General features: G+C 71.3%; 22 protein-coding genes. 16 read left to right on the forward strand and 6 right to left on the reverse strand.

Going from position 1 to position 23,929, the window contains the following annotated elements; genetic code table 11:
• The first annotated feature begins 148 nt into the window (after positions 1-148).
• Both IE178_RS20750 and IE178_RS20755 read left to right on the forward strand, forming a co-directional pair.
• A complete protein-coding gene (locus IE178_RS20750; protein ID WP_193513342.1) occupies positions 149-1,663 on the forward strand; it encodes a PP2C family protein-serine/threonine phosphatase in 1,515 nt (504 codons plus the stop codon).
• A 162-nt stretch (positions 1,664-1,825) separates the two neighbouring features.
• Positions 1,826-3,298, forward strand: a complete 1,473-nt coding sequence (locus tag IE178_RS20755; RefSeq protein WP_184764388.1) for an aminopeptidase P family protein — start codon at positions 1,826-1,828, stop codon at positions 3,296-3,298.
• Between the two features lie 45 nt (positions 3,299-3,343).
• On the opposite strand, the gene IE178_RS20760 is transcribed toward IE178_RS20755, so the two are convergent.
• Positions 3,344-3,808, reverse strand: coding sequence for an ATP-binding protein (locus IE178_RS20760; protein WP_184764387.1), 465 nt, complete (start codon positions 3,806-3,808; stop codon positions 3,344-3,346).
• Between the two features lie 220 nt (positions 3,809-4,028).
• Here IE178_RS20760 and IE178_RS20765 point away from each other — a divergent pair, with 220 nt between their 5' ends.
• From IE178_RS20765 to IE178_RS20805, 9 genes are all read left to right on the forward strand, one after another.
• Entirely contained in the window at positions 4,029-4,838 is an 810-nt protein-coding gene (locus tag IE178_RS20765) for a hypothetical protein (protein WP_184764386.1), read from the forward strand.
• A gap of 273 nt (positions 4,839-5,111) precedes the next feature.
• Positions 5,112-5,867, forward strand: coding sequence for a YcnI family copper-binding membrane protein (locus IE178_RS20770; protein ID WP_193513343.1), 756 nt, complete (start codon positions 5,112-5,114; stop codon positions 5,865-5,867).
• A 90-nt stretch (positions 5,868-5,957) separates the two neighbouring features.
• Positions 5,958-6,614, forward strand: a complete 657-nt coding sequence (locus IE178_RS20775) for an SCO family protein (RefSeq protein WP_184764384.1) — start codon at positions 5,958-5,960, stop codon at positions 6,612-6,614.
• Complete coding sequence (locus tag IE178_RS20780; protein WP_184764383.1) at positions 6,611-7,075, forward strand: copper chaperone PCu(A)C; 465 nt, start codon at positions 6,611-6,613, stop codon at positions 7,073-7,075. Before IE178_RS20775 ends, IE178_RS20780 begins: the two co-directional genes overlap by 4 nt.
• Before the next feature lie 13 nt (positions 7,076-7,088).
• On the forward strand, positions 7,089-9,080 hold the full coding sequence (locus IE178_RS20785; protein ID WP_193513344.1) for a copper resistance protein CopC: 1,992 nt from the start codon (positions 7,089-7,091) through the stop codon (positions 9,078-9,080).
• A 6-nt stretch (positions 9,081-9,086) separates the two neighbouring features.
• Positions 9,087-10,373, forward strand: coding sequence for an iron uptake transporter deferrochelatase/peroxidase subunit (efeB, locus tag IE178_RS20790; RefSeq protein WP_193513345.1), 1,287 nt, complete (start codon positions 9,087-9,089; stop codon positions 10,371-10,373).
• A 71-nt stretch (positions 10,374-10,444) separates the two neighbouring features.
• The gene (gene pheA / locus IE178_RS20795; protein ID WP_193513346.1) at positions 10,445-11,377 is read left to right on the forward strand and encodes a prephenate dehydratase; all 933 of its coding nucleotides are present in this window, start codon (positions 10,445-10,447) and stop codon (positions 11,375-11,377) included.
• Positions 11,378-11,930: 553 nt separating this feature from the next.
• Positions 11,931-13,208, forward strand: a complete 1,278-nt coding sequence (serS, locus tag IE178_RS20800; RefSeq protein ID WP_184764379.1) for a serine--tRNA ligase — start codon at positions 11,931-11,933, stop codon at positions 13,206-13,208.
• Entirely contained in the window at positions 13,205-14,008 is an 804-nt protein-coding gene (locus IE178_RS20805; RefSeq protein ID WP_193513347.1) for an HAD family hydrolase, read from the forward strand. Before serS ends, IE178_RS20805 begins: the two co-directional genes overlap by 4 nt.
• A gap of 514 nt (positions 14,009-14,522) precedes the next feature.
• Here the strand turns inward: IE178_RS20805 and IE178_RS20810 are convergent.
• Genes IE178_RS20810 through IE178_RS20825 form a run of 4 tightly spaced genes read right to left on the reverse strand, consistent with a single transcriptional unit; the run spans position 14,523 to position 18,107 of the window.
• Positions 14,523-15,242 carry an ABC transporter permease subunit gene (locus tag IE178_RS20810; RefSeq protein ID WP_193513348.1) on the reverse strand — a complete coding sequence of 240 codons (720 nt, stop codon included), beginning with the start codon at positions 15,240-15,242 and terminating at the stop codon, positions 14,523-14,525.
• Between the two features lie 9 nt (positions 15,243-15,251).
• Complete coding sequence (locus tag IE178_RS20815; RefSeq protein ID WP_184764376.1) at positions 15,252-16,163, reverse strand: ABC transporter ATP-binding protein; 912 nt, start codon at positions 16,161-16,163, stop codon at positions 15,252-15,254.
• Positions 16,160-17,074, reverse strand: a complete 915-nt coding sequence (locus tag IE178_RS20820; RefSeq protein WP_193513349.1) for an ABC transporter permease — start codon at positions 17,072-17,074, stop codon at positions 16,160-16,162. Before IE178_RS20820 ends, IE178_RS20815 begins: the two co-directional genes overlap by 4 nt.
• On the reverse strand, positions 17,064-18,107 hold the full coding sequence (locus IE178_RS20825) for an ABC transporter ATP-binding protein (protein ID WP_193513392.1): 1,044 nt from the start codon (positions 18,105-18,107) through the stop codon (positions 17,064-17,066). Before IE178_RS20825 ends, IE178_RS20820 begins: the two co-directional genes overlap by 11 nt.
• A gap of 125 nt (positions 18,108-18,232) precedes the next feature.
• On the opposite strand from IE178_RS20825, the gene IE178_RS20830 reads away from it, so the two are divergent.
• From IE178_RS20830 to IE178_RS20850, 5 genes are all read left to right on the forward strand, one after another.
• Positions 18,233-19,990, forward strand: coding sequence for an SDR family oxidoreductase (locus IE178_RS20830; protein ID WP_184764374.1), 1,758 nt, complete (start codon positions 18,233-18,235; stop codon positions 19,988-19,990).
• A 130-nt stretch (positions 19,991-20,120) separates the two neighbouring features.
• Entirely contained in the window at positions 20,121-20,669 is a 549-nt protein-coding gene (locus IE178_RS20835) for an RNA 2'-phosphotransferase (protein ID WP_184764373.1), read from the forward strand.
• A gap of 18 nt (positions 20,670-20,687) precedes the next feature.
• A complete protein-coding gene (locus tag IE178_RS20840; protein WP_184764500.1) occupies positions 20,688-20,843 on the forward strand; it encodes a hypothetical protein in 156 nt (51 codons plus the stop codon).
• A gap of 61 nt (positions 20,844-20,904) precedes the next feature.
• On the forward strand, positions 20,905-21,807 hold the full coding sequence (locus tag IE178_RS20845) for an LLM class flavin-dependent oxidoreductase (protein WP_193513393.1): 903 nt from the start codon (positions 20,905-20,907) through the stop codon (positions 21,805-21,807).
• Positions 21,808-21,914: 107 nt separating this feature from the next.
• Positions 21,915-22,802: an HAD-IIB family hydrolase gene (locus tag IE178_RS20850; protein ID WP_184764372.1), complete on the forward strand. Its 888-nt coding sequence runs from the start codon at positions 21,915-21,917 to the stop codon at positions 22,800-22,802.
• 4 nt (positions 22,803-22,806) lie between these two features.
• Here IE178_RS20850 and IE178_RS20855 read toward each other — a convergent pair whose 3' ends face one another.
• Positions 22,807-23,865: a M23 family metallopeptidase gene (locus IE178_RS20855; protein WP_193513350.1), complete on the reverse strand. Its 1,059-nt coding sequence runs from the start codon at positions 23,863-23,865 to the stop codon at positions 22,807-22,809.
• Positions 23,866-23,929 lie beyond the last annotated feature (64 nt).

Below are 23,929 nucleotides of genomic sequence, written 5' to 3' on the forward strand. Positions count from 1 at the left end.
CACGACCGCTGTGACGCTCCGTCGAGCAAGGCCAGTCGATCGCAATAGGCCTCCCCCTGAGGCAGTTTCAAGCCAATTTCATAATTCGGCAAGAGGTCTATCGGGACTTCCCTTCCGTCCCACGGACACCAGGAATCCCAGCAGGACAATGCTGGACATCTCCTTACGAGTACGTGTACATGTGGAGACACTGCCGGCGACGCAGAATGACATGGGGGTTTGCGATGCTTTCGAGCAGTACGTACCGGTCGGAAAGCCGGACGCCATGAACGCCCCGCACCCTCCGAAAGTGGCCGGAATCGATTCAACGGTCCCCGCACCCGCACACACTGTCGCGTCCGTCGCGACGGGTACCTCCCCGTCTCCGTCGGCAAACCCCCGGCACGCACCGGGCGCGCTGCTCCAGGACCGCCTCGCCGGCTGGGTCTCCGACCTCACGACCCTCCACGAACTCACCGAACGCCTGCTCCGCGCGAACGCGTTGGAGGAGGCCCTCCAGGAACTGCTGCGCGCGGGAGCGGCCCTGGTGGGCGCGCGACGGGGTCTCGTCGCCCTGGAACCCGCCGACGGCCACGGACCGGCCACCAGCATCGGCCTCGGCCTGGCCCGCGCGGACCTCGGCCACATGGAGACGGTGCCGCGCAGTTCCGTGGCGTACGGCAGGATCCTCGACGGACTGCCCGGTGCCGACGACGGCATCGCCGAGCCCGACCTGTTCGCCGAGAAGGGGATCGACCCCCGGCACCGCGAGGTCGCCGCCCGCCTCGGCTACGCCGCCAGCTACGCCCTCCCCCTCACCACCGCAGCCACCGGACGTCTGGGCGCCGTGGTGTGGCTCTACGACGAGCCGGCCGAGCCGTCGGAACGCCGGCGCCACCTCGTCGGTCTCTACACCCGTCACGCCGCCGAGCACCTGGCCCGGCTCCTGGAGCTCGAGCGCACGCGCGCGTGCATGGCCACGATGGCCGAGGAACTGCTGCCCTCCCGCCTGCCCCGGGTCGCCGGCGTGCAGCTCGCCGCACGGCACCGCACCTCCCCGCGCGGGGGCGGCGACTGGTACGACGCGCTGTCGCTGCCGGACGCCGCGCTCGGTCTCGCCGTCGGGTCCGTCACCGGGTCGGGGCCCAGCGCGGTCGCCGCGATGGGGCGCCTGCGGGCGTCCCTGCGCGCGTACGCCGTGATGGAGGGCGAGGATCCGGTCGCCGTCCTGTCCGATCTGGAACTGCTGCTGCGGCTCACCGAACCGGCCCGGTCGGCCACCGCCCTGTTCGGCTACTGCGAACCCGCGCTGCGCCGGATCACGCTCGCCGGGGCCGGGCACAGTCCGCCGCTGCTGCTCGGCGAGCACCGCACCGAGTTCGTCGAGACCTCGGTCTCCGCCCCCCTGGGCATGCTCGCCTGCTGGGAGGCGCCGAGCGTGGAGATCCACGCGGAGCCGGGCGAGACGGTCCTGCTCTACACCGACGGACTGCTGCACCGCACCGGCGACCCGACCGACCGCGCCTTCGCCCGGCTGCACGCGGCGGCGGCCGGAGTGCCGACGGCGCTGCGCCGCGACCCCGGCGCCGTCGCCGACCACGTCCTGCGCTCGGTGCTTCCGGACGGGGCGGACACGGCGGACTCCACGGAGGACGTGGTGCTGCTGGCGGCCCGGTTCGAGTAGCCGGTCCGGCGTCGTTGCGTCATCCTCCGTGCGCCCGCCGTAGCAGGTCATTTGCCGCCCGGTGCCCGTTTCGGCACGACCGTACGATGGTGGGGGTCCCCCGCTCGAGCGAAACCGTGAGCCCGGGGGAGGTGCAGTGGCGTATCGAGGAGGATGACCGCCGTGGCAGAACAGCTCCCGGAGACCCCGGAGACTGCCGAGCAGGAGACCGCCGAGGAAGAGCCGGTCAAGCAGCGCAAGAACGGCCTGTACCCGGGCGTGTCCGACGAGCTGGCCGAGAGCATGAAGAGCGGCTGGGCCGACACCGAGCTGCGGGACCTGGAGCCGATCCCCCAGGCCGCCGAGACCGCCGCCCGCCGCGCGGCGCTCTCCGCCCGCTTCCCGGGGGAGCGTCTGGTCGTCCCCGCGGGCAACCTGAAGACCCGCTCGAACGACACCGAGTACCCCTTCCGCGCGTCGGTCGAGTACGCCCACCTCACCGGCAACCAGACCGAGGACGGCGTCCTCGTACTGGAGCCGACGGCCGACGGCCATGAGGAGACGATCTACCTCCTGCCCCGCTCCGACCGTGAGAACGGCGAGTTCTGGCTGGACGGACAGGGTGAGCTGTGGGTCGGCCGCCGCCACTCGCTCACCGAGGCCGAGAAGCGGTACGGCATCCCCGCCTCCGACGTCCGCAAGCTGCCCGACGCGCTGCGTGAGGCCACCGGCCCGGTGCGGGTCGTGCGCGGCTACGACGCCGGGATCGAGGCGGCGCTGACCGACAAGGTCACGGCCGAGCGGGACGAGGAGCTGCGCGTCTTCCTCTCCGAGATGCGGCTGGTCAAGGACGACTTCGAGGTCGGCGAGCTGCAGAAGGCCGTCGACTCCACCGTGCGCGGCTTCGAGGACGTCGTGAAGGTCCTCGACAAGGCCGAGGCGACCAGCGAGCGCTACATCGAGGGAACGTTCTTCCTGCGGGCCCGTGTCGAGGGCAACGACGTCGGCTACGGCTCCATCTGCGCGGCCGGCCCGCACGCCACCACCCTGCACTGGGTGCGCAACGACGGCCCGGTCCGCTCCGGCGACCTGCTGCTGCTCGACGCGGGCGTGGAGACGCACACGTACTACACGGCCGACGTCACGCGCACGCTGCCGATCAGCGGCCGGTACAGCGAGCTGCAGAAGAAGATCTACGACGCCGTGTACGACGCCCAGGAGGCCGGTATCGCGGCGGTGAAGCCGGGCGCCAAGTACCGGGACTTCCACGACGCCGCGCAGCACGTGCTGGCCGAACGGCTGGTCGAGTGGGGCCTGGTCGAGGGGCCCGTGGAGCGGGTGCTGGAGCTGGGCCTGCAGCGCCGCTGGACGCTGCACGGTACCGGTCACATGCTCGGCATGGACGTCCACGACTGCGCCGCCGCGCGGACCGAGACGTACGTCGCCGGCACGCTGGAGCCGGGCATGGTGCTCACGGTCGAGCCGGGCCTGTACTTCCAGGCCGACGACCTGACCGTGCCCGAGGAGTACCGGGGCATCGGCGTCCGCATCGAGGACGACATCCTGGTCACCGCCGACGGCAACCGGAACCTGTCCGCCGGGCTGCCCCGGCGGTCGGACGAGGTCGAGGCGTGGATGGCGTCCCTCAAGGGCTGACGCACGGCATGACGGCCGGGTACGCGCGCGTGCCCGGCCGTCTCGCTACACCGCGACGAGCGGGGCGTCCTCGCGCCACTTGAGGATCTTGTCGAAGCTCACCACGGCGCCGCCCCGCCCCGGCTTGTTGCCGATGTGGACGTGGTCGGCGAGCTCCCGGATGAGGCACAGGCCCCGTCCGTGCTCGGCGTCGGACGGCACGGGACGGGCCGGCGGACGGGAGCGGCCCCCGGTCGCGGCGGGAAAGCCGGGACCCGCGTCGGCGACCTCGATGCGGCACTTCTCGCCGTCGAGATAGGCGGTGACCCGGTACGCCTCCGCGGTGCCACCCCGCGCGGTGCCCCCGCCGTGCTCGACCGCGTTCGCGCAGGCCTCGCTGAGGGCGACGGAGAGGTCGTAGGAGATGTCCGGGTCGACGCCCGCGGTCTCCATGGTGCCGAGCAGCAGGCGCCGGGCGAGCGGCACGCTGGCGGCGTCGCGCCGCAGATGGAGTGACCACCAGATGCTCATGCTCCAGCCTCCTGGCTGCGGCTCGACATACCGTTACGTATTGCCCTGAGTCGTCGCCGGTAAGCGTGACGTTGACGTGACGCCGCCCATATGGCGGGTGTGTCGTGGGTTTGACCGGTGTATGTGGGACGTCCTGTGGCAGATGTGACCTTCCGGTCGTACCTCATCTTGCGGACCTGCCGTACGGCGGTTGGCGGACTGGTGCGATGATGAGCCCGCCATGACTGCCCCCCACCCGCGCACGATGCGCACCGGACGAGGGGTCCGGATCCTGCGGGCCGCGGTGTTCGCCGCGGTCTGTGTCGTGCTGGCCGGGGCAGGTCACACCCTCGCCTCCTGCGACGCCGTCCCACTGTGGACGCTCGGCGCGGGATTCCTCGGGGCGGTCGTGGTCGCCGCGCCGCTCGCCGGACGCGTGCGGTCGCTGCCGTTGATCGCGGCGCTGCTGGCGTTCGGCCAGACGGCGCTGCACACGCTGTTCGGTCTGGGGCAGCACGGCGCACCCCCCGCGGGTTCGTCGTCCGCGCTCTCCGACGCCTCGTTGGTCGAGCAGGCCGCTCGGCTGCTGTGCGGGACCACCGCTGCGGGGATCAGCCCCGTTCAGGCCCGGCGCGTCCTCATCGAGGCGCGGATCCACCCCGGCGGGGCGGACGTCCACGCGGCGGACGCCGTGTCGACCGCCGCGGGTTCCCCGGCGTCCCTGCTGCCCTCGCTGCCGATGCTGCTCGGCCACATCCTCGCGGCGACGGCCACGGGATGGCTGCTGCGCCGCGGCGACCTGGCCCTGCTGCGGCTGAGCGAACTGTCGGCGCAGGGTGTCACCGAGGGCGCCCTCGTACGGTCCCTCCGCGCGGCGCTCGCCCTGGTGCGCGCCCTGCGGGCAGGACTCCCGGGAGCCCCGGAAGACACCCCGCGCATGGCGCGCACCGCGCTGCTCGCACCGCCCGCGCCGCCCACCACCGCACTCCAGCACACGGTGATCCGCCGCGGCCCGCCGGCCGTCGGCACCGCACTCGCCCTCGCCGCCTGACACGAGGCGACGACCACTCCGCCGCGGCCCGGTCCTCCGGGTTTTCCGGATCTCCGGTTCTCGGTCTTCTCGGTCCTCCCGGTCCTTCCGGGTCTTCCCTTCCGGGTCTTCCGGGTCTTCCGGGTGCGGGGAGCGTCGTCGGCGGGTGGCACGCGCGTGCGTCCGATGTCCGTGTGCGCCCGGGCTCGTTCCTCCGAGGAGAGCCGCCCGGCCGCGCGCGCGGCGTGTTCCTCACCGTCAGTGAAACCTCAATCGAAGCGGAGTGCTTCTGCCATGAAGGCTTCCCGTATCGCCGCCGCCGGTGCCGTCGCCGGTGTCGCCGTCCTCGCCGTGTCCACCCCCTGTTTCGCGCACGTCACCGTGCAGCCGGAGGGTGAGGCCGCGAAGGGCGGTTACGCGGTCGTCGGCTTCAAGGTCCCCAATGAGCGGGACAACGCCTCGACCACCAAGGTCGAGGTCACGTTCCCGACGGACCACCCGCTGGCGTCCGTGATGCCGCAGCCGGTCGAGGGCTGGGACATCAAGGTCAGCAAGTCCACGCTGGACAAGCCCCTCGAGATGCACGGCGAGAAGATCAACGAGGCCGTCTCCAAGGTCACCTGGACGGCCAAGGGCGACGGCATCGAGCCCGGCTTCTTCCAGAAGTTCCCGGTGTCCGTCGGCTCCCTGCCCGAGGACGCCGACGAACTCGTCTTCAAGGCCCTGCAGACGTACTCCAACAAGGAGGTCGTCCGCTGGATCGAGGTGCCGCAGGAGGGCCAGGAGGAACCCGACAACCCGGCCCCCGTGCTCACCCTGTCCGAGGCCGCCGAGGACGGTCACTCCCACGGTGCCTCCGAGGACGGCAAGGCCACCGACGACGCCGCCTCGGCCGAGGACGCCTCCACCGAGACCTCCGCCGCGTCCGACGAGGGCGACTCCGGCGGTACGGACACCACCGCCCGCGTGCTGGGCGTCGTCGGCATCGTGGTCGGCGCCGCGGGCGTCGCCTACGGCGTACTCGCCGGACGTCGCCGCAGCACCGTCTGAGCCCACCCCCTTCTCCACGGCGCGCACCGGACCGCACACGGCCCCAAAACCTTCCGGTGCGCGCCGGAGCACTCAACTTCAGGATCATTCATGCGCAAGAAAACCTTCGCGGCGGCGGCCCTGCTCGCCGTCGCCTCCCTGACCCTCTCCGCCTGCGGCGGCGGCGACGGTGACAGCGGCGAGCCCGTCTCCGTGGTGTCCGAGGAGGCCGGCGCCCAGAAGGCGGCCACCGTTCTCGACAAGCCCTTCGAGAAGCCCGACCTCGTCCTCACCGACACGAACGGCAAGAAGTACGACGTCCGCAAGGAGACCGCGGGCCGGCCCACGCTGGTCTACTTCGGCTACACGCACTGCCCCGACGTCTGCCCGCTGACGATGAACAACATCGCCGTCGCCAAGAAGCAGCTGCCCCAGGACCAGCAGGACGAGCTGCGGATCGTGTTCGTCACCACCGACCCCGAGCGGGACACCGCCGCCGCGCTGGGCAAGTGGCTCAAGGGCATCGACTCCCAGGTCGTCGGCCTGACCGGCGACTTCGCCACCATCCAGGCCGGTGCCCGCACCCTCGGCATCTCGATCGACCCGCCGCGCAAGGACGACGCCGGCAAGACCGTCTCCGACCACGGCACCCAGGTCATCGCCTTCTCCCCGAAGACCGACGGCGGTTACGTCCTCTACGGCGAGGACGCGACCGTCGACGACTACACCAAGGACCTGCCCAAGCTCATCAAGGGCGAGAACCCGTGAGGGGCCTGGCAGCCGCGGCCGTGATCGCCGCCGGGGCACTGACCCTGGCCGGGTGCGGCGGCTCGGACGGTTCGGGCTCCGGCGGCGGCGAGGCGGAGCTGTCCGTCGGCTCCGCGTACATACCGCAGCCGGTGTCGGACATGGCCGCCGGCTTCCTCACCATCACCAACGAGGGCGATGCCGCGGACCGGCTCACCTCGGTCAGCAGTGACGTCGCCGGCCAGGTCTCGGTACACGAGACCGTCGACGGGGCCATGCAGGAGGTCGAGGCCCTCGACATCCCGGCCCACGGCAGCCTGGTGCTGGAGAGCGGCGGCAACCATCTGATGTTCGAGCAGCTGAAGCGGAAGCCCAAGCAGGGCCAGACGGTCTCCGTCGAGCTGCGCTTCGCCCACTCCGACCCCGTCACGGTCGAGATTCCGGTGAAGTCGGCCACCTACACCCCGAAGACCGGACACTGAGGGAGACACCCCTGTGACCCAGACCATCGCCCCCCGCGTGCGGACCCTGGTGCTGCTGTTCCTGGCCGTCACCGGCGCACTCCTCGCCGGGGCCGCTCCCGTCTCCGCGCACGCCGCGCTGACCGGCAGCGATCCCGGGCAGGGGGCGGTGGTCGACAGGGCACCCGCCCAGGTCTCGCTCACCTTCTCCGAACAGATCGCGGTCAGCGACGACGCCGTGCGGGTGCTCGATCCCCAAGGCAAGCGGGTGGACAAGGGCGACCCGGCCAACCCGAGCGGCACGACGTACACCGTGCGGCTGCTCAGCGGGCTGCCCGACGGCACGTACACCGTGGCCTACCAGGTGGTGTCGGCGGACAGCCATCCCGTCGCCGGTGCCTTCACCTTCTCCATCGGTGCACCCTCCGAGACGTCCGTCTCGGTCTCCGCGCAGGCGTCCGACGCCGGCCTGGTCGGCTGGCTGTACGGCCTCGGACGGTATACGTCGTACGCCGGTTTCGTCGTCATGGCCGGCGGAGCCGCCTTCGTGCTCGCCTGCTGGGGGCGCGGCGCCGGAGTACGGCCGGTGCAGCGGCTGGTGGTCTCCGGGTGGCTGGCGCTCACCGGGGCGACGCTCGCGCTGCTGCTCCTGCGCGGCTCGTACACCCGCTCCGGGAAGATCGGCGACGTCTTCGATCTGTCGCTGCTCGGGGAGGTGCTCCAGACCAAGCCGGGGGCGGCGCTGGTGTCCCGGCTGCTGCTGCTCGCGGCGGCGGCGTTGTTCATCGCGGTGCTGTTCGGGGCGTACGAGAACCGGGAGGACGAGGAGAAGCGGGACCTGACCTTCGGGCTCGCGATCGGCGGGACGGTCGTGGCGGCCGGGCTCGCCGCGAGCTGGGCGATGTCCGAGCACGCCTCCCAGGGGCTCCAGCCGGGTATCGCCATGCCCATCGACGTGGTGCATCTGCTGGCCGCCGCCGCCTGGCTCGGCGGGCTCACCGCCCTGCTCGTCGCGCTCTACCGGGCGCCCGCCGACACCCCGGTCGACCGGGACGCCGTCCAGCGGTTCTCGCGGCTCGCCTTCGGCAGTGTGGTGACGCTGGTGGTCACCGGGGTCTACCAGAGCTGGCGGCAGCTCGGCTCCTGGTCGGCGTTCACCGACACCCGGTACGGGCAGCTGCTGCTCGTCAAGATCGGGCTCGTGGTGGTGCTGGTCGCCATCGCCTCCGTCTCGCGACGGTGGACGTCCCGGCTCGCTCAGGCGGCTGCGCCGACGGATACGCGGCATGAGCAGGCACAGGAGACGGCGCCCGCGAAGGCCGTGTCCGCGCAGAAGTCCGACGCGGGCCAGGACGTGACCGACGCGGGCGGCCGGGCCGAGACGGCCGGCAAGGCCGGGGCCGGAGCGACCGGGGCCGGGGAGGCCGTCGGCGCTGACTCCGCGCGAGCCGTTCAGCTCGCCCGGCAGCGGGCTGCGATGGAGACCGCCCGGCAGAAGCGACTGCGCGACGCCGACCCCGACCGGTTCGGCCTGCGCCGCTCCGTTCTCGCCGAGGCGGGCATCGCCGTCGTCCTGCTGGCCGTCACCACCGTGCTGACGCAGACCGAGCCGGGACGTACGGAGCAGGAGGCCAAGGCGGCCTCCTCCTCGTCCTCGGCATCCGCCTCCACCGGCCAGGGCACCGGCGCGGTGACCTTGCACATGCCGTTCGACACCGGCGGCGAGAACGGCAAGGGCGTCGCCACGATCGACCTCGACCCCGCACGCGTGGGTGACAACGACCTGCACGTCTATGTGGAAGGCCCGGACGGCCGACCCGTCGACATTCCCGAGGTGAAGGTCGCCTTCACCCTCTCCGCCAAGGACATCGGGCCGCTGGCCGTCGTCCCCGACCACGTCACCACCGGACACTGGTCGGCGAGCGGAGTACAGATCCCCATGGCGGGCGACTGGGAGGTCGAGGTGACCGTGCGGACCTCCGACATCGACCAGGTGACCGTCTCGAAGAACGCGAAGATCGGCTGAACCATCATGGCTGACCAGTCCATTTCCCCGGCCCGTACCCCAGCAGCTCCCCTGGAGGGGCCCGCCGGCCCGGCCACCGGGGAAGGCATCTCCCGACGCCGGCTGCTCGGCACGGCCGGTGCCACCGGGCTCGTCCTCGGGGCGGCTGGAGGGGCGGTGGGGTATGCGTCGGCGCCCGCCCAAGCCACTCCGCTGACGTCGGTGGGCGAGGGCCGGGTGGAGTTTCACGTGAAACATCAGCCCGGCATCACCCAGCCGCTCCAGGCCCGCGGCCATCTCATCGCCTTCGACCTCGCACCCGGCGCCGGCCGCAAGGAGGCTGCCGCGCTCCTGCGCCGTTGGTCGGACACGGCCCGTCGGCTGATGGCGGGTGAGCCGAGCGCACAGGGCGACACCGGCGTGGCCCGCGACGCCGGCCCCTCCTCACTGACCCTCACCTTCGGCTTCGGTCACAGTTTCTTCGGGCGCACCGGTCTGGTTAAGCAGCGCCCGGTCGCCCTGGACCCGCTGCCCGACTTCTCCTCCGACCACCTCGACAAGGGCCGCAGCAACGGTGACCTGTGGGTGCAGATCGGCGCCGACGACGCCCTCGTGGCCTTCCACGCCCTGCGGGCCGTTCAGCGGAACGCGGGCTCGGCGGCCAGGGTGCGCTGGCAGATGAACGGCTTCAACCGCTCACCGGGTGCCACCGCCCACCCCATGACGGCCCGCAATCTCATGGGCCAGGTCGACGGCACCCGCAATCCCAAGCCCGCCGACGCCGACTTCGACCGGCGGATCTTCGTACCCGAGAAGGGCGAGCCCGCCTGGATGGCGAACGGTTCCTACGTCGTCGTACGCCGTATCCGCATGCTGCTGGACGACTGGGAGAAGCTGCCGGTCAAGGAGCAGGAGAACGTCATCGGGCGCCGCAAGTCCGACGGGGCGCCGCTGTCCGGGGGCACCGAGACGTCCGAGATGGACCTGGAGAAGACGGACTCGCGGGGCAACCTCGTCGTCCCCATCAACGCCCACGCAAGGATCACCCGGCCCGACCAGAACGGCGGCGCGGCAATGCTCCGGCGGCCGTTCTCGTACCACGACGGCATCGACAGGGACGGGGTGCCGGACGCGGGTCTGCTGTTCATCTGCTGGCAGGCCGACCCCCTGCGCGGCTTCGTGCCGGTGCAGCGCAAGCTGGACCGGGGTGACGCCCTGACCCCGTTCGTCCGCCACGAGGCGAGCGGACTGTTCGCGGTCCCGGGCGGCGCGGCAGAGGGAGAGTATGTGGGACAGCGTCTGCTGGAGGGATGAGAACTGCAGCAAGTCACCCCTGCGAGCCGGCGAGGAGGCTTCCGCCGGCGTGAGCCCATTAGGGTGAGGTCATGCCAGCGAGCTATGCGTATCTCGGCCCAGAGGGCACCTTCACCGAAGTCGCCTTGCGCACGCTTCCCGAGGCGGCCACCCGTGAGCTGATCCCGTACGTGTCCGTGCAGTCCGCGCTCGACGCGGTGCGCGTCGGCGAGGCCGAGGCCGCGTTCGTCCCCATCGAGAACTCGGTCGAGGGCGGCATCACCACCACCCTCGACGAACTGGTCGCCGGCACCCCGCTGATGATCTACCGCGAGGTGCTGCTGTCCATCACCTTCGCGCTGCTCGTACGCCCGGGCACCAAGCTGTCGGACATCAAGACGGTCACCGCCCACCCGGCCGCCCAGCCGCAGGTGCGCAACTGGCTGAAGACCCATCTCCCGGACGCCCTCTGGGAGTCGGCCGCCTCGAACGCGGACGGCGCGCGACTGGTCCAGGAGGGGCGGTACGACGCCGCCTTCGCCGGTGAGTTCGCGGCGGCCCGGTACGGGCTGGAGGCCCTGGAGACCGGGATCCACGACGCGGAGAACGCCCAGACCCGGTTCGTGCTGGTGGGCCGTCCCGCCCGGCCCGCGGCGCCCACCGGCGCCGACAAGACCTCCGTCGTGCTGTGGCAGCGCGACGACCACCCCGGCGGCCTGCGCGACCTGCTGGGCGAGTTCGCCACACGGGGCATCAACCTGATGCTGCTCCAGTCCCGCCCGACGGGGGCCGGTATCGGCAACTACTGCTTCTGCATCGACGCCGAGGGGCACATCTCGGACCGCCGGATGGCCGAGGCGCTCATGGGGCTGAAGCGGATCTGCCTCCAGGTGCGTTTCCTGGGCTCGTACCCGCGTGCGGATGTGCGTCCGGGGGAGGTGCGGCCACTGTTCCCCGGAACCTCGGACGAGGAGTTCGTGGGGGCGGCGGACTGGGTCGCGCGGTGCCAGGACGGCCGCTTCTGACGGAAGCGGGGGCGCCCGGACCGGCCGGTCCTACCTGCTGATTTTCGTTGTCCACAGGAGTTATCCACAGGTCCGCTTCTCGACCTGGGGACAAGTCGACACCGAAGCCTCATTCGGTCGACAAATCACCCTAGCGGCCATGATCGCGTTCATCATCGCGCACCTCACCCTTCGTCCACCCTTTTCCTTTGGTCAACCCTTTGGGGTGAGCTCTTTCCACTCAAAAGTAGGGATGGAGGGGGGTTTGCGCTGGGATTCCTCGGCCCCGGACGCGCGTTTCGGAGTGATCAATTCCGGTGTCCACAGATTTTCCCCACAGCCTGTGGATAACTTTCCCCAGCGTGTGGATACCTGTGGACAACCGAATCCCAAGTCCCGTACCGCACAAGGGATTCGAGTCAACCGGCCGCCCGCGAACTGACTCGTTCAAGGGGCAGCGTCTCATCTATTGACCTCACGGAACACGAGACGCAATACACGCATAACGGAACGTGAGCCGACCCTCGCAATAGTGAGTCGTGGGCCGTCATCCCGCACCGGTAGCCTTGACCGCGTGATTGACCTTCGCCTGCTTCGTGAGGACCCCGACCGAGTGCGCGCTTCGCAGCGCGCCCGTGGAGAGGACGTCGCCCTCGTCGACGCCCTCCTGTCTGCCGACGAACGGCGCAGGTCGTCCGGCGTCCGCTTCGACGAGCTGCGCGCCGAGCAGAAGGCACTCGGCAAGCTCATCCCCAAGGCGGCCGGCGACGAGAAGGCCCAGCTGCTCAAGAAGGCCGGCCGGCTCGCCGCCGACGTCAAGGCGGCCGACGCCGACCGTGACGCCGCCGCCACCGAGACCCAGGAGCTGCTGCTCCGGCTCGGCAACCTCATCCACCCCGACGTGCCCGTCGGCGGCGAGGAGGACTTCGTCACGCTGGAGACGCACGGCAGCATCCGCGACTTCGGCGCCGAGGGCTTCGAGCCGAGGGACCACCTGGAGCTCGGCCAGCGTCTCGGCGCCATCGACGTCGAGCGCGGCGCCAAGGTCTCCGGTTCGCGCTTCTACTTCCTGACCGGCGTCGGCGCACTGCTCGAGCTCGCCCTGGTGAACGCCGCGATGGCGCAGGCCACCGCCGCCGGCTTCACGCCGATGCTGACCCCGGCACTGGTGCGCCCCCAGTCGATGGCGGGCACCGGCTTCCTCGGCCAGGCCTCCCAGGACGTCTACCACCTGGACAAGGACGACCTCTACCTGGTCGGCACGTCCGAGGTGGCGCTGGCCGCGTACCACATGGACGAGATCATCGACGCCGACCGGCTGCCGCTGCGGTACGCGGGCTTCTCGCCCTGCTTCCGCCGCGAGGCCGGCTCGCACGGCAAGGACACCCGCGGCATCTTCCGCGTGCACCAGTTCGACAAGGTCGAGATGTTCTCGTACGTCGATCCGGAGGACTCGCAGGCGGAGCACCAGCGGCTGCTGGAGTGGGAGAAGCAGTGGCTGACGTCGCTGGAGCTGCCGTTCCGTGTGATCGACGTCGCCTCGGGTGACCTGGGCTCCTCCGCCGCGCGCAAGTACGACTGCGAGGCGTGGATCCCGACCCAGGGCAAGTACCGGGAGCTGACCTCGACCTCGGACTGCACCGAGTTCCAGTCCCGGCGACTGCAGATCCGCGTCCGTGACGGCAAGCAGGTGCGCCCGCTGGCCACGCTCAACGGCACCCTGTGTGCCGTACCGCGCACGATCGTCGCGATCCTGGAGAACCACCAGCAGGCCGACGGCTCGGTGCGCGTGCCCGAGGTGCTGCGTCCGTACCTGGGCGGCCGGGAGATCCTGGAACCGGTCGCCACGTGAGCGCGGCCTTCCCCTACCGGCTCATCGCCACCGACCTCGACGGAACGCTGCTGCGGGGCGACCACTCGGTCTCCGCGCGCACCCGTGACGCGCTCGCCGCGGCCACCGCGGCGGGCGCCGCGCACATCGTCGTCACCGGCCGCGCGGTGCCTTGGACCCGCCCCCTACTCGACGACCTCGGTTACCGCGGTCTCGCCGTCTGCGGCCAGGGCGCCCAGGTGTACGACGCCGGAGCGCACCGCCTGCTCACCTCGGTGACGCTGGACCGGCAGCTGGCCGGGGTGGCGCTGGCCAAGATCGAGGCGGAGGTCGGTCCGCTGCACCTGGCGGCGAGCCGCGACGGGCTGGACGGCGAGGTGATGGTCGGTCCCGGCTACGAGGTCGTGGGCGCGCTGCCCTCGACACCGTTCACGGACGCGTCGGACCTGTGGACGGCACCCCTGAACAAGCTGTACATCCAGCACCCGACCCTGACCTCCGACGAGCTCGCCGAGGCGGCCACCCGCACGGCGGGCGGTTTCGTCACGGTCACCATGGCGGGTGAGGGCATCGTCGAGCTGCTCCCCCTGGGCCTGTCCAAGGCGACGGGGCTGTCGCTGGCGGCGCGGCGGCTGGGCCTGAAGGCCGCGGAGACGATCGCCTTCGGCGACATGCCGAACGATCTCCCGATGTTCGCCTGGGCCGCGTACGGCGTGGCCATGGCCAACGCCCACCGGGAACTGCGGGCGGTGGCCGACGAGGTGACGTCCTCCAACGAGGAGGACGGGATCGCGGTGGTGCTGGAGCGACTGCTCGCGTGACCGCGGGCGAGTCGTGCCTCCCCCAGAGCCTGAACGCCCTGGTGGTACCCCCTCCGGACGGCACGGGTGCGCGGTGGGGGGCGCCTCCCGCTCGATCGAAGCCGAGTCGGAGGGCACCCCGCACAGCGCCGGGCCCGCGCGACCCGCACCCGACCCGCACCACACCCACAGCACCGCCTCCGAAGAGGCGGAAGCAGGGAAGGGCGGCCCACGCGACACGAGTGCGCGTGCTCGAAGCGGCCGCCCCGGGCAGCTCCCCGTGCGGGGCGGACTCCACGGAGCAGTAGGGATTACTCCGGAGTCCGCCGCGGGCTGCCCCGAAGGGAGCTGGACGTACTGCCGTGCATGGACATCGTCCCGCTCCTCTCCCGGTATGTGAACGCCGGACCTTCCCGGCGACGCGGACACAACCACTCTGCCCACCGGGCTGGCTGGACGCCAGTGAATAAAAGGTCCGTCCCGTTTGCCCAGTGCGCCCTGACGGGGTCAAGCCCCCGTCAGGAGTCCGTACGTCTCACTCCTCCCCGGCGAGCGTCAGCGAGCGCAGCTTCTGGCCGGCGTACCAGGTGGCCAGGACGGTGACCGCCGCCAGCAGGACCGTCGCGGTCGTCAGGCCGACGTCCGAGGTGACCAGGTCGCCGCCGGAGACCTTCTGGGCCACGGCCAGCGACCACTGCTGGATGCTCAGCGTGCGCGCGCCGGGCACCAGGGACCCGAACAGCGCCTCCCAGACCAGCGCGTAGACCAGTCCGAACACCACCGCGTGCCGGGAGACCGTGCCGAGCAGCAGGAAGAGCGCCGCGTACGCGATGGAGGCGACCAGCGCGGCCACGGTGTAGGCGACGGCGACCTGCTGGCCGTTGCCGTTCAGGATGAAGCCCGCGATCAGGGTGGGTACCGCCGAGAAGACCATGGTGACGGCGATGGCGACGATCAGCTTGGTGTAGATGATCGTGGGCCGCTTGATCGGCTTGGACAGCAGATACACCACGGACCCGTCGTCGATCTCGGGTCCGATCGCGCCGGTGCCCGCGATGACACCGATGATCGGCACCATCGTGGCGAGCGCGAGCCCGCCGAGGACGTCGGCCGCGGTCTGGTCGTCGGCGCCCGCGAGGGCGCGCACCGCCAGGGAGATCGCGATCAGCAGCAGGGGCAGCGCGCCCAGGATGAGGGCCCGGCGGCGGCCGAGCAGGGCCCGGTAGGTGAGCTGGGCGACTGTGGGGTCGTACATCAGGGCCTCCTACGCCGCGACGAGATACGAGAAGACGGACTCGAGGGACTCGTCGGACGGCGAGACCGTGAGCAGCCGGATGCCGTGGTCGCGCGCGACCTTCGGCAGCAGGGCCGTGAAGCGGCCGAAGTCGACGGCCTGGATGCGCAGCGCGCCCTCGGCGTGGTCGACCTCGATGCCGGACGTCGACGGGTCCGCGATGAGCGCGGCGGCGAGGGCGCGGTCGTCGCTGGAGCGCACCAGGTAGCGGTGCGGGCGGTCCGTCATCAGGCGGCGGATCCTGCGGAAGTCACCGCTGGCCGCGTGCCGGCCGGCGACGACGACCTCGATGTGCCAGGCGAGCTGCTCGACCTCTTCGAGGATGTGGGAGGAGAACAGCACGGTGCGGCCCTCGTCGCCCATGCGCCGCAGCAGGTCCATCAGCTGCATGCGCTGGCGCGGGTCCATGCCGTTGAACGGCTCGTCCAGCAGGAGCAGTGACGGCTGGTGGACCAGCGCGGACGCCATCTTCACGCGCTGCCGCATGCCCTTGGAGTACGTGGCGATCCTGCGGTCCTGCGCGTACTCCATGTCGACCGTGGCCAGCGCCTGCTGGGCGGCCTTGGCACCCAGGCCGTGCAGTTCGGCGTTGGCGAGGACGAACTCGCGGCCGGTGAGGAAGTCGTACATCGCCTCGCGCTCGGGGACGATGCCGATGTGCCGGTAAATGGCCTCGTTGCGCCAGACCGGCTGCCCGTCGAGGGTAACGGTGCCGGTGGAGGGGGCGAGGAAGCCGCCCATCATGTTGATGAGGGTGGACTTCCCGGCGCCGTTGGGCCCGAGCAGGCCGGTGACACCGGGGCCGACGGTCATGGTGATGTCGTTGACGGCGACCACGTTGCCGAACCAGCGGGAGACGTGGTCGATGTGGAGCGTGGTCACAGTCCCACCTTCTTGTAGCGGCGCACCAGGAGGCCGTAGCAGGCGGCGATCAGACCGAGGCTGAAGAGGACGTAGACCACGCCCTCACCGTTGCTCGGGCCGATTCCGCCGGGGAACACGGAACTCGCGCCCAGGAAGGCGGACTGCACGCCGTCGATGAGGGTGATCGGGGAGAACAGGCCGATCCAGGCGATGGAGTCGCCGCTGCTCTGGGCGTCCGCGATCGCCTGGAGCGTGGAGACCGCGCCGTAGGAGATGGTCAGGACGGCGATCACGGCCGCGATGCCGAAGCCGCGGCGCGGGGTGACCGACGCGACGACCAGGCCGATGCCGGCGAAGAGCAGCGAGAGCAGTGCCACGGAGACGAGTCCCTGTGCGAATCCCTTGGTCTGGTCGGTGAAGTCGAGCTTGGCCAGCAGCGCGCCGATGTACAGCACCAGCAGGGGAGCTGCGGTGAGGATGAACAGGGCCGAGGCCAGCGCGGCGAACTTGGCGCGTACGTAGTCGGCGGTCTCGATGGGCCGCGAGAAGTACAGCGGTACGGTCTTGAAGCGCAGGTCGCGCGAGACGGACTGCGGTGCCTGCGAGGCGACGTACAGGCTGATGACGGCCTGCATGATGATCGCGTAGCGCGTGTAGTCGACGGGCAGGTCCTTGGCCTTCGCGGTGACGGCCACGGCCACCATGATGGCGGCGGGCACGCACATCACCACGAACAGCAGCATCGGCAGCACCTTGGACTTCACCGAGCGGCCGAGGCCGTAGGAGCCGCGCAGGGACTGCGAGTACAGCGACAGCCTGGCGTAGGAGCGGCCGAGGCGGGGGCCGTCGTAGGAGCGGTAGCCGATGTTGTGGATACGGGTGTCACCCGATGCGGTGGCCGGTGTCCGCAGGGACTGCTCAGCTGTCATGGCCGACCGCCTCCTTGCGCTGCCCGCCGTTGTGTCCGTCGTTGTTCATGTCGCCGTTCTCGTCGCCGTTCTTGAAGACCTCGGAGATGTGGTGCCGTCGCTGCTCCATGCGCACCAGGCCGAGGCCGAGGTCCGCGATGACGTCCCGGACCAGGTCGTAGGTCTCCTCGCCCTGCGCGGTGAGCAGCAGGACGTGTCCGGCGCCCGGCAGTCCGCTGCCGTCCTCGGTGCTCACCCCGCGCGCGTGGAGCGCGTCGCGCACCGAGCGGGTGCCGTCGGGGTGCTCGTCGGTGTCGGTGACCTCGATGGCGAGGGTCGTGGTGGTCTGGGTGAAGTCCGTGGTGGAGCTGGAGCGCAGCAGCTTGCCGCCGTCGACGACGACGACGTGGTCGCAGGTGCGTTCCAGTTCGCCCAGCAGGTGCGAGGTGACCAGGACAGAGATGCCGAAGTCGGTGTGGATCCGGCGGATCAGACCGAGCATCTCGTCACGGCCGACCGGGTCGAGGCCGTTGGTCGGCTCGTCCAGGAAGACCAGCTGCGGGTCGTGCACCAGGGCCTGCGCGAGTTTCACGCGCTGCTTCATGCCGGTCGAGTAGCCGCCGATGGGGCGGTAGCGCTCCTCGTACAGGCCGACGTGGCGCAGCGTGTCCGCGGTGCGCTCGCGCGCGGCGGTGGGCGGCAGGCCGGACATGCGCGCCATGTGGACGACGAACTCGGTGGCCGAGACGTCCGGTGGCAGGCAGTCGTGCTCCGGCATGTAGCCGACCCGTTCGCGGATGGCGGCGCCCTTGGTGGCGACGTCGAGGCCGAGCACTTCGGCGCGGCCCTCGGTGGCGGGGGACAGACCCAGCAGGATCTTGATCAGTGTGGACTTGCCGGCTCCATTGGCTCCGACGAGTCCGGTCACACCGGGCCCGACGTCCACGGAGAGCCGGTCAAGGGCGGTCACCCTGGGGAACCGCTTGCTCAGGCTTTCGGTCGCGATCACAGTCACGTCGTCGACGATAGTGACCCGTACCACTCCGGTCGTCAGACCGGAGAGCCGTCTTGGCGTCCCCCTGGAGTCGTACGGGCCCGTAGGGGGACAGTGCCTGAGAGTTATCCACACACCGTGGGGCGCTATTGCCGAACTCTCCGACACCTGCCAGATTCGCCGGTGTGACGGGGATCGAGGGCGCGCGGGAGCGCCGGGTGCGCACGGGCGGGGTCGAGCTGTGCGTGGCCGAGCTGGGTGACCCCGGGCGGCCGACGGTCGTCCTCGTGCACGGCTACCCCGACAGCAAGGAGGTGTGGTCAAAGGTCGCGCCGCGCCTCGCCGAGAGCTTCCACGTCGTGGCGTACGACGTCCGGGGTCACGGCCGGTCCACGGCACCGCGGCCGCTGCGCGGCGGGTTCACCCTGGAGAAGCTGACCGACGACTTCCTGGCCGTCGCGGACGCCGTCAGCCCGGACCACCCGGTGCATCTGGTGGGGCACGACTGGGGCTCGGTGCAGTCCTGGGAGTTCGTCACGGTCCACCGCGCCGCGGGGCGGATCGCCTCCTTCACCTCGGTGTCCGGGCCCTCGCTCGACCACTTCGGCCACTGGATCAACCGCCGCCTGAAGCGGCCGACCCCGCGCCGGGTCGCCCAGTTGCTCGGCCAGGGCGCCAAGTCCTGGTACGTGTACCTGCTGCACACCCCCGTGCTGCCCGAACTCGCCTGGCGCGGACCGCTCGGCAAGAGCTGGCCGCGGATCCTGGAGCGCGTCGAGAGGGTGCCGGGCGGCGACTATCCGACCTCGTCGCTGCCGTCGGACGCGGCCCACGGGGCCTGGCTCTACCGGGACAACGTGCGGCGCCGGCTGCGCAGCCCGCGCGCGGACGCCTACGCGCACGCGCCCGTGCAGCTCATCACGCCCTTGGGGGACGCGTTTCTCTCGGAGCGGCTGCACGACGAACTGGAGTCGTGGGCTCCGCAGCTGACCCGGCGGACGCTGCCGGCCAAGCACTGGGTGCCGCGCACCCGCCCCGACCAACTGACGACGTGGATCACCGACTTCGTGACGTCCGTGGAGGCCGGGCGGCCGGAGGTGACGGCTCCGGGCCGGTACGCCGACCGCTTCGGCGGGCAGCTGGTCCTGGTCACGGGAGCCGGCGGCGGCATCGGGCGGGCGACGGCGCTCGCGTTCGCCGAGGCGGGCGCGCGGGTGCTGGCGGTCGACCGGGACACGGAGGCCGCGGCCCGCACGGCGGAGGAGGCCCGCCGGCGTGGCGCGGCGGCTGCCTGGGCGGAGACGGCGGACGTCTCCGGCGAGCAGGCCATGGAGCGGCTCGCCGAGCGGGTCACCCGTGTGTACGGCGTGGTGGACGTCCTGGTGAACAACGCCGGTGTCGGACTGGGCGGCTCCTTCTTCGACACCACCCCGGAGGACTGGAAGAAGGTCCTCGACGTCAACCTGTGGGGTGTGATCCACGGCTGCCGGCTCTTCGGGAGGCGGATGACCGAGCGCGGGCAGGGCGGCCACATCGTCAATGTCGCCTCGGCGGCGGCGTTCCAGCCGTCCAGGGCGCTGCCCGCCTACAGCACCTCCAAGGCGGCGGTGCTGATGCTGAGCGAGTGCCTGCGCGCGGAGCTGGCCGGGCAGGGGATCGGCGTGACGGCGATCTGCCCCGGGTTCGTCAACACCGGCATCACCTCCACCGCGCGGTTCGCCGGTACGGACGCCGAGGAGGAGCGGCGCCTGCGGAAGCGGGCGGCACGCCTCTACCGGCTGCGCAACTATCCCCCGGAGAAGGTCGCCGCCGCGGTGTTGCGGGCGGTGGTGCGCGACGAGGCGGTGGTGCCGGTCACCCCGGAGGCGCGAGGGGCGTACGCGTTGTCGCGGTGGATGCCGGGTGCGCTGCGGAGGATCGCGCGGGTGAAGCCGCCGGTGTGAGGGCGTCCGGGTGAGCGTGGTTGTCCACAGAACCTTCAATTTCCCTGTGGATAACCATACTTAGCTGTGGATCAAACCTGCGGAGCAAAATCGATCGCGTGATACGCGTCTCTCCCGGCAGTCTGAACGGATGGATGAAAGACGCACCGTGAAGGTGTCGAAGTACCTCGCCAGGCATCTGCGCCATCAGCCCGAGCGGATCGGGCTCACGCTCGACGAGGGAGGCTGGGTCGAGATCGACACGCTGATCGCCGCGGCGTCCGCGCACGGCTTCCGCTTCACCCGGGCGGAACTGGACGACGTCGTCACCACCAACGACAAGCGGCGCTTCGCCGTCGAGGGCACCCGGATCCGCGCCAGCCAGGGCCACAGCGTCGAGGTCGACCTCGGACTGCCGGCTGCCACCCCGCCGCCGTATCTGTACCACGGCACCGTCGCCCGCAACCTGGACGCGATCCGCGCCGAGGGCCTCCGGCCGATGAACCGGCACGACGTACACCTCTCCGCCGACCGCGAGACGGCGACCCGCGTCGGCGCCCGACGGGGCCGCCCGGTCGTGCTGCCAGTGGACGCGGCCGCCATGCACCGCGACGGTCATGTCTTCCACGTGAGCGCGAACGGCGTGTGGCTGACGCGGACCGTGCCCAGCCGGTATCTGCGGTTCCCCGCAAGCCACTGAAGCCGCATGATCGGCGGTATGGACCACCTGCCCAGCACCGAGGCCGCCGTCACCGCCCTCCGGGCACTCGCCGACGTGTACGAGCGCGAGATCGGCTTCACCCATGACATCGGCGCCGACCAGACCTCGCGCCGCACCGCCCGCGGGCGTCGGCGTCACCACCGGGTGCGATGACGGACAACGTGTGCGGCAACCGTTTCACGTGAAACAGGCAACGGCGCATAGGCTCGGTGGTATGAGTCTGCGCCTGAGCACCGTGATCCTTCCGTACCGCCGCTGGCACGAAGGCAGCCGTGCGGCGTGGGTGCGCGCCGAGGAGCTCGGCTTCCACACGGGGTACACCTATGACCATCTGTCCTGGCGCAGCTTCCGGGACGGCCCGTGGTTCGGCGCGATTCCGACCCTGACCGCCGCCGCGGCCGTCACCGACCGGATGCGCCTGGGCACGCTCGTGACCTCGCCGAACTTCCGGCACCCGGTCACCCTCGCCAAGGAGCTCATCTCCCTCGACGACATCTCCGGCGGGCGCGTCACCCTCGGGATCGGCGCGGGCGGCACCGGCTTCGACGCCACCGCGCTCGGCCAGGAGCCGTGGACCCCGCGCGAGCGGGCCGACCGCTTCGCCGAGTTCGTTCCACTGCTGGACCGGCTGCTCACCGAGGACGCGGTGTCGTACGAGGGCGACGTCTACGCGGCGCACGAGGCGCGCAACATCCCGGGGTGTGTGCAGCGGCCCCGGCTTCCCTTCGCCGTGGCCGCCACCGGGCCGCGCGGGCTGCGGCTCGCGGCACGGCACGGACAGGCGTGGGTGACCACGGGCGACCCCAGGCTGTACGAGAACGGCACGCCCGAACAATCGGTTCAGGCCATTCGTGGTCAGGCGGAGAAGCTGGCCGACGCCTGCGCCGAGCTCGGCCGGGACGTGACCGAACTGGACAGGATCCTGCTCACCGGATTCACCCCGGACCGCAGCCGCCCGCTGGAGTCCCTGGACGCCTTTGTCGACTTCGCGGGCCGCCACGCGGAGCTGGGGTTCACCGAGATCGTGATCCACTGGCCCATCCCGGACTCGGACTTCGCGGCGGACCAGAAGGTCTTCGAACGGATCGCCATGGAGGCACCGGCACAGCTGCGGTGAACCGGCTGCCCGGGCGGGCCTCCCACCCTTCCCGGGGAGTGGGGAAGAGTGCTGGTGACGACGGTAACCACTCAGATGTGCGGACTCCCGCACGGCCGTGCAGGCATATGCGGGACAATGGCCGGGTGACCTCAGCGATCCGACAGTCCGAGACCCCGGCAGCCACCACCCCACCGCGACTCATCGCCACCGACCTCGACGGCACCCTGCTGCGTGACGACAAGTCGGTGTCCCCGCGTACGATCGCCGCGCTGGCCGCCGCGGAGGAGGCGGGCATCGAGGTCTTCTTCGTCACCGGCCGCCCGGCCCGCTGGATGGACGTCGTCAGCGACCACGTCCACGGCCACGGCCTCGCCATCTGCGGCAACGGCGCCGCCGTGGTCGATCTGCACGGCGGCCCCGGCGCGCACCGTTTCGTGAAGGTGCGCGAGCTGGCCCGGGAGAACGCGCTGGACGCCGTACGGCTGCTGCGCGAGGCCGCACCGGGCACGGCGTACGCCGTCGAGCAGACCTTCGGCTTCAACCAGGAACCGGCCTACCCGAAGCTGCACATGGAGGCCCCGGACATCCTCGCTTCCGCCGAGGACCTGCTGGCTCCGGACTCCCACACCGCCGGCGAACCGGTGCTCAAGATCCTCGCCTACCACCCCGAGCTCGATCCCGACGCCTTCCTCACCCTGGCCCGGCTCGCCATCGGCGACCGCGCCAACGTCACCCGTTCCAGCCCCAGCGCCCTGCTGGAGATCAGCGGACCCGGTGTGTCCAAGGCCAGCACGCTCGCCCTGTGCTGCGCCGAGCGCGGCATCTCGCACGAGGAGGTCGTCGCGTTCGGGGACATGCCGAACGACGTCGAGATGCTGACCTGGGCCGGCCGCTCCTACGCGATGGGCAACGCCCACCCGGACGTGGTCGCCGCCGCCTCGGGCCGCACGGTCGCCAACAACGACGACGGGGTGGCCGTGGTGATCGAGCAGTTGCTGGACGAGCGGCGGTAGCCGCTCAGAGGGACACCCCGCGCCGGGCCAGCCACGCCACCGGATTCACCGCCGACCCCATCTCCGGCGTCACCCGCACCTCGAAGTGCAGATGTGGTCCCGTGGAGTTGCCGCTGGTGCCGGACTGACCGATCCACTGCCCGGGCGAGACCCGCTCACCCTGGTCGACGGCGACGGCGGCGAGATGGGCGTACTGGGTGTAGTACCCGCCCGCGTGCCGCACCACGACCTCGATGCCGAAGGCCCCACCGCAGGACACCTTCACCACCTTCCCGGTGCCCACCGCCCGCACCGGCGTGCCGATCGGTACCGCGAAGTCCTGCCCGGTGTGCCGGTTCGCCCACCGCGCGCCCCCACTGCCGTAGGACGCGGACAGCGCGTACGTCTCCACCGGCGCGACCCAGCGGGTCGTGAAGTGTGTCTCCGGCTGGTCGAGCCGGACCGCGCCGCGGCAGGCGCCGGCCGCGACCGAGGCATCCGCCTGGCCCTGGAGCTTCCACCGCGCCGCTTCGAGTTTCCTTTCGATGCCCTGCTTCAGGGCTGCGAGTTCCGCGTTCCGCTGCTCCAGCCCCTTCCACGCGGCCGCGGCCCGCGCCTCGTCCCGGGCGAGCCGGGCCTCGGCCCGCTCACTCCTGTCGATCGCCTTGTCGAGCGACACTTCCGCCTGCCGCACCGCGCGCTGACCCCGCATCATCTCTTCGGGGTCGTCCGCGAGGAGCATGTGCGCCGTGAGCGGCAGTCCGCCGCCGTCCCGGTACTGGGAGCTCGCGATCCGGCCCAGCTCCCCGTGCAGGCCGGCCATCGCCCGTCGCTCGCGGTCGAGCCGCCCCTCCAGCCGCTGGGCCCTGGCCCGCTGCCTCTCGGCCTCCCGCCGGCCGGCCTCGTACCGCTCGGTCGCCGCCGCCGCTTCCTCGTACAGCCGCGCCACCTGCGCGCCGACGCCGGACGGTGAGCCATGGCCGGGGGCGTGGGAGCCGTCGCCGTCGGTGGGCCGGGCGGCGAGCACGGCGAGCGCGCAGAGCAGCACGGCGGCGAGCATCGGGTGGCGGCGGGTGAAGCGCATGACTGCGATCCTGGCCCCGCCACGGCGCACGGTCCTGTTCACCTCGTACACATGGGGGACCACT

This window comes from Streptomyces griseoloalbus (assembly GCA_014650015.1).
Lineage (GTDB): Bacteria > Actinomycetota > Actinomycetes > Streptomycetales > Streptomycetaceae > Streptomyces > Streptomyces griseoloalbus.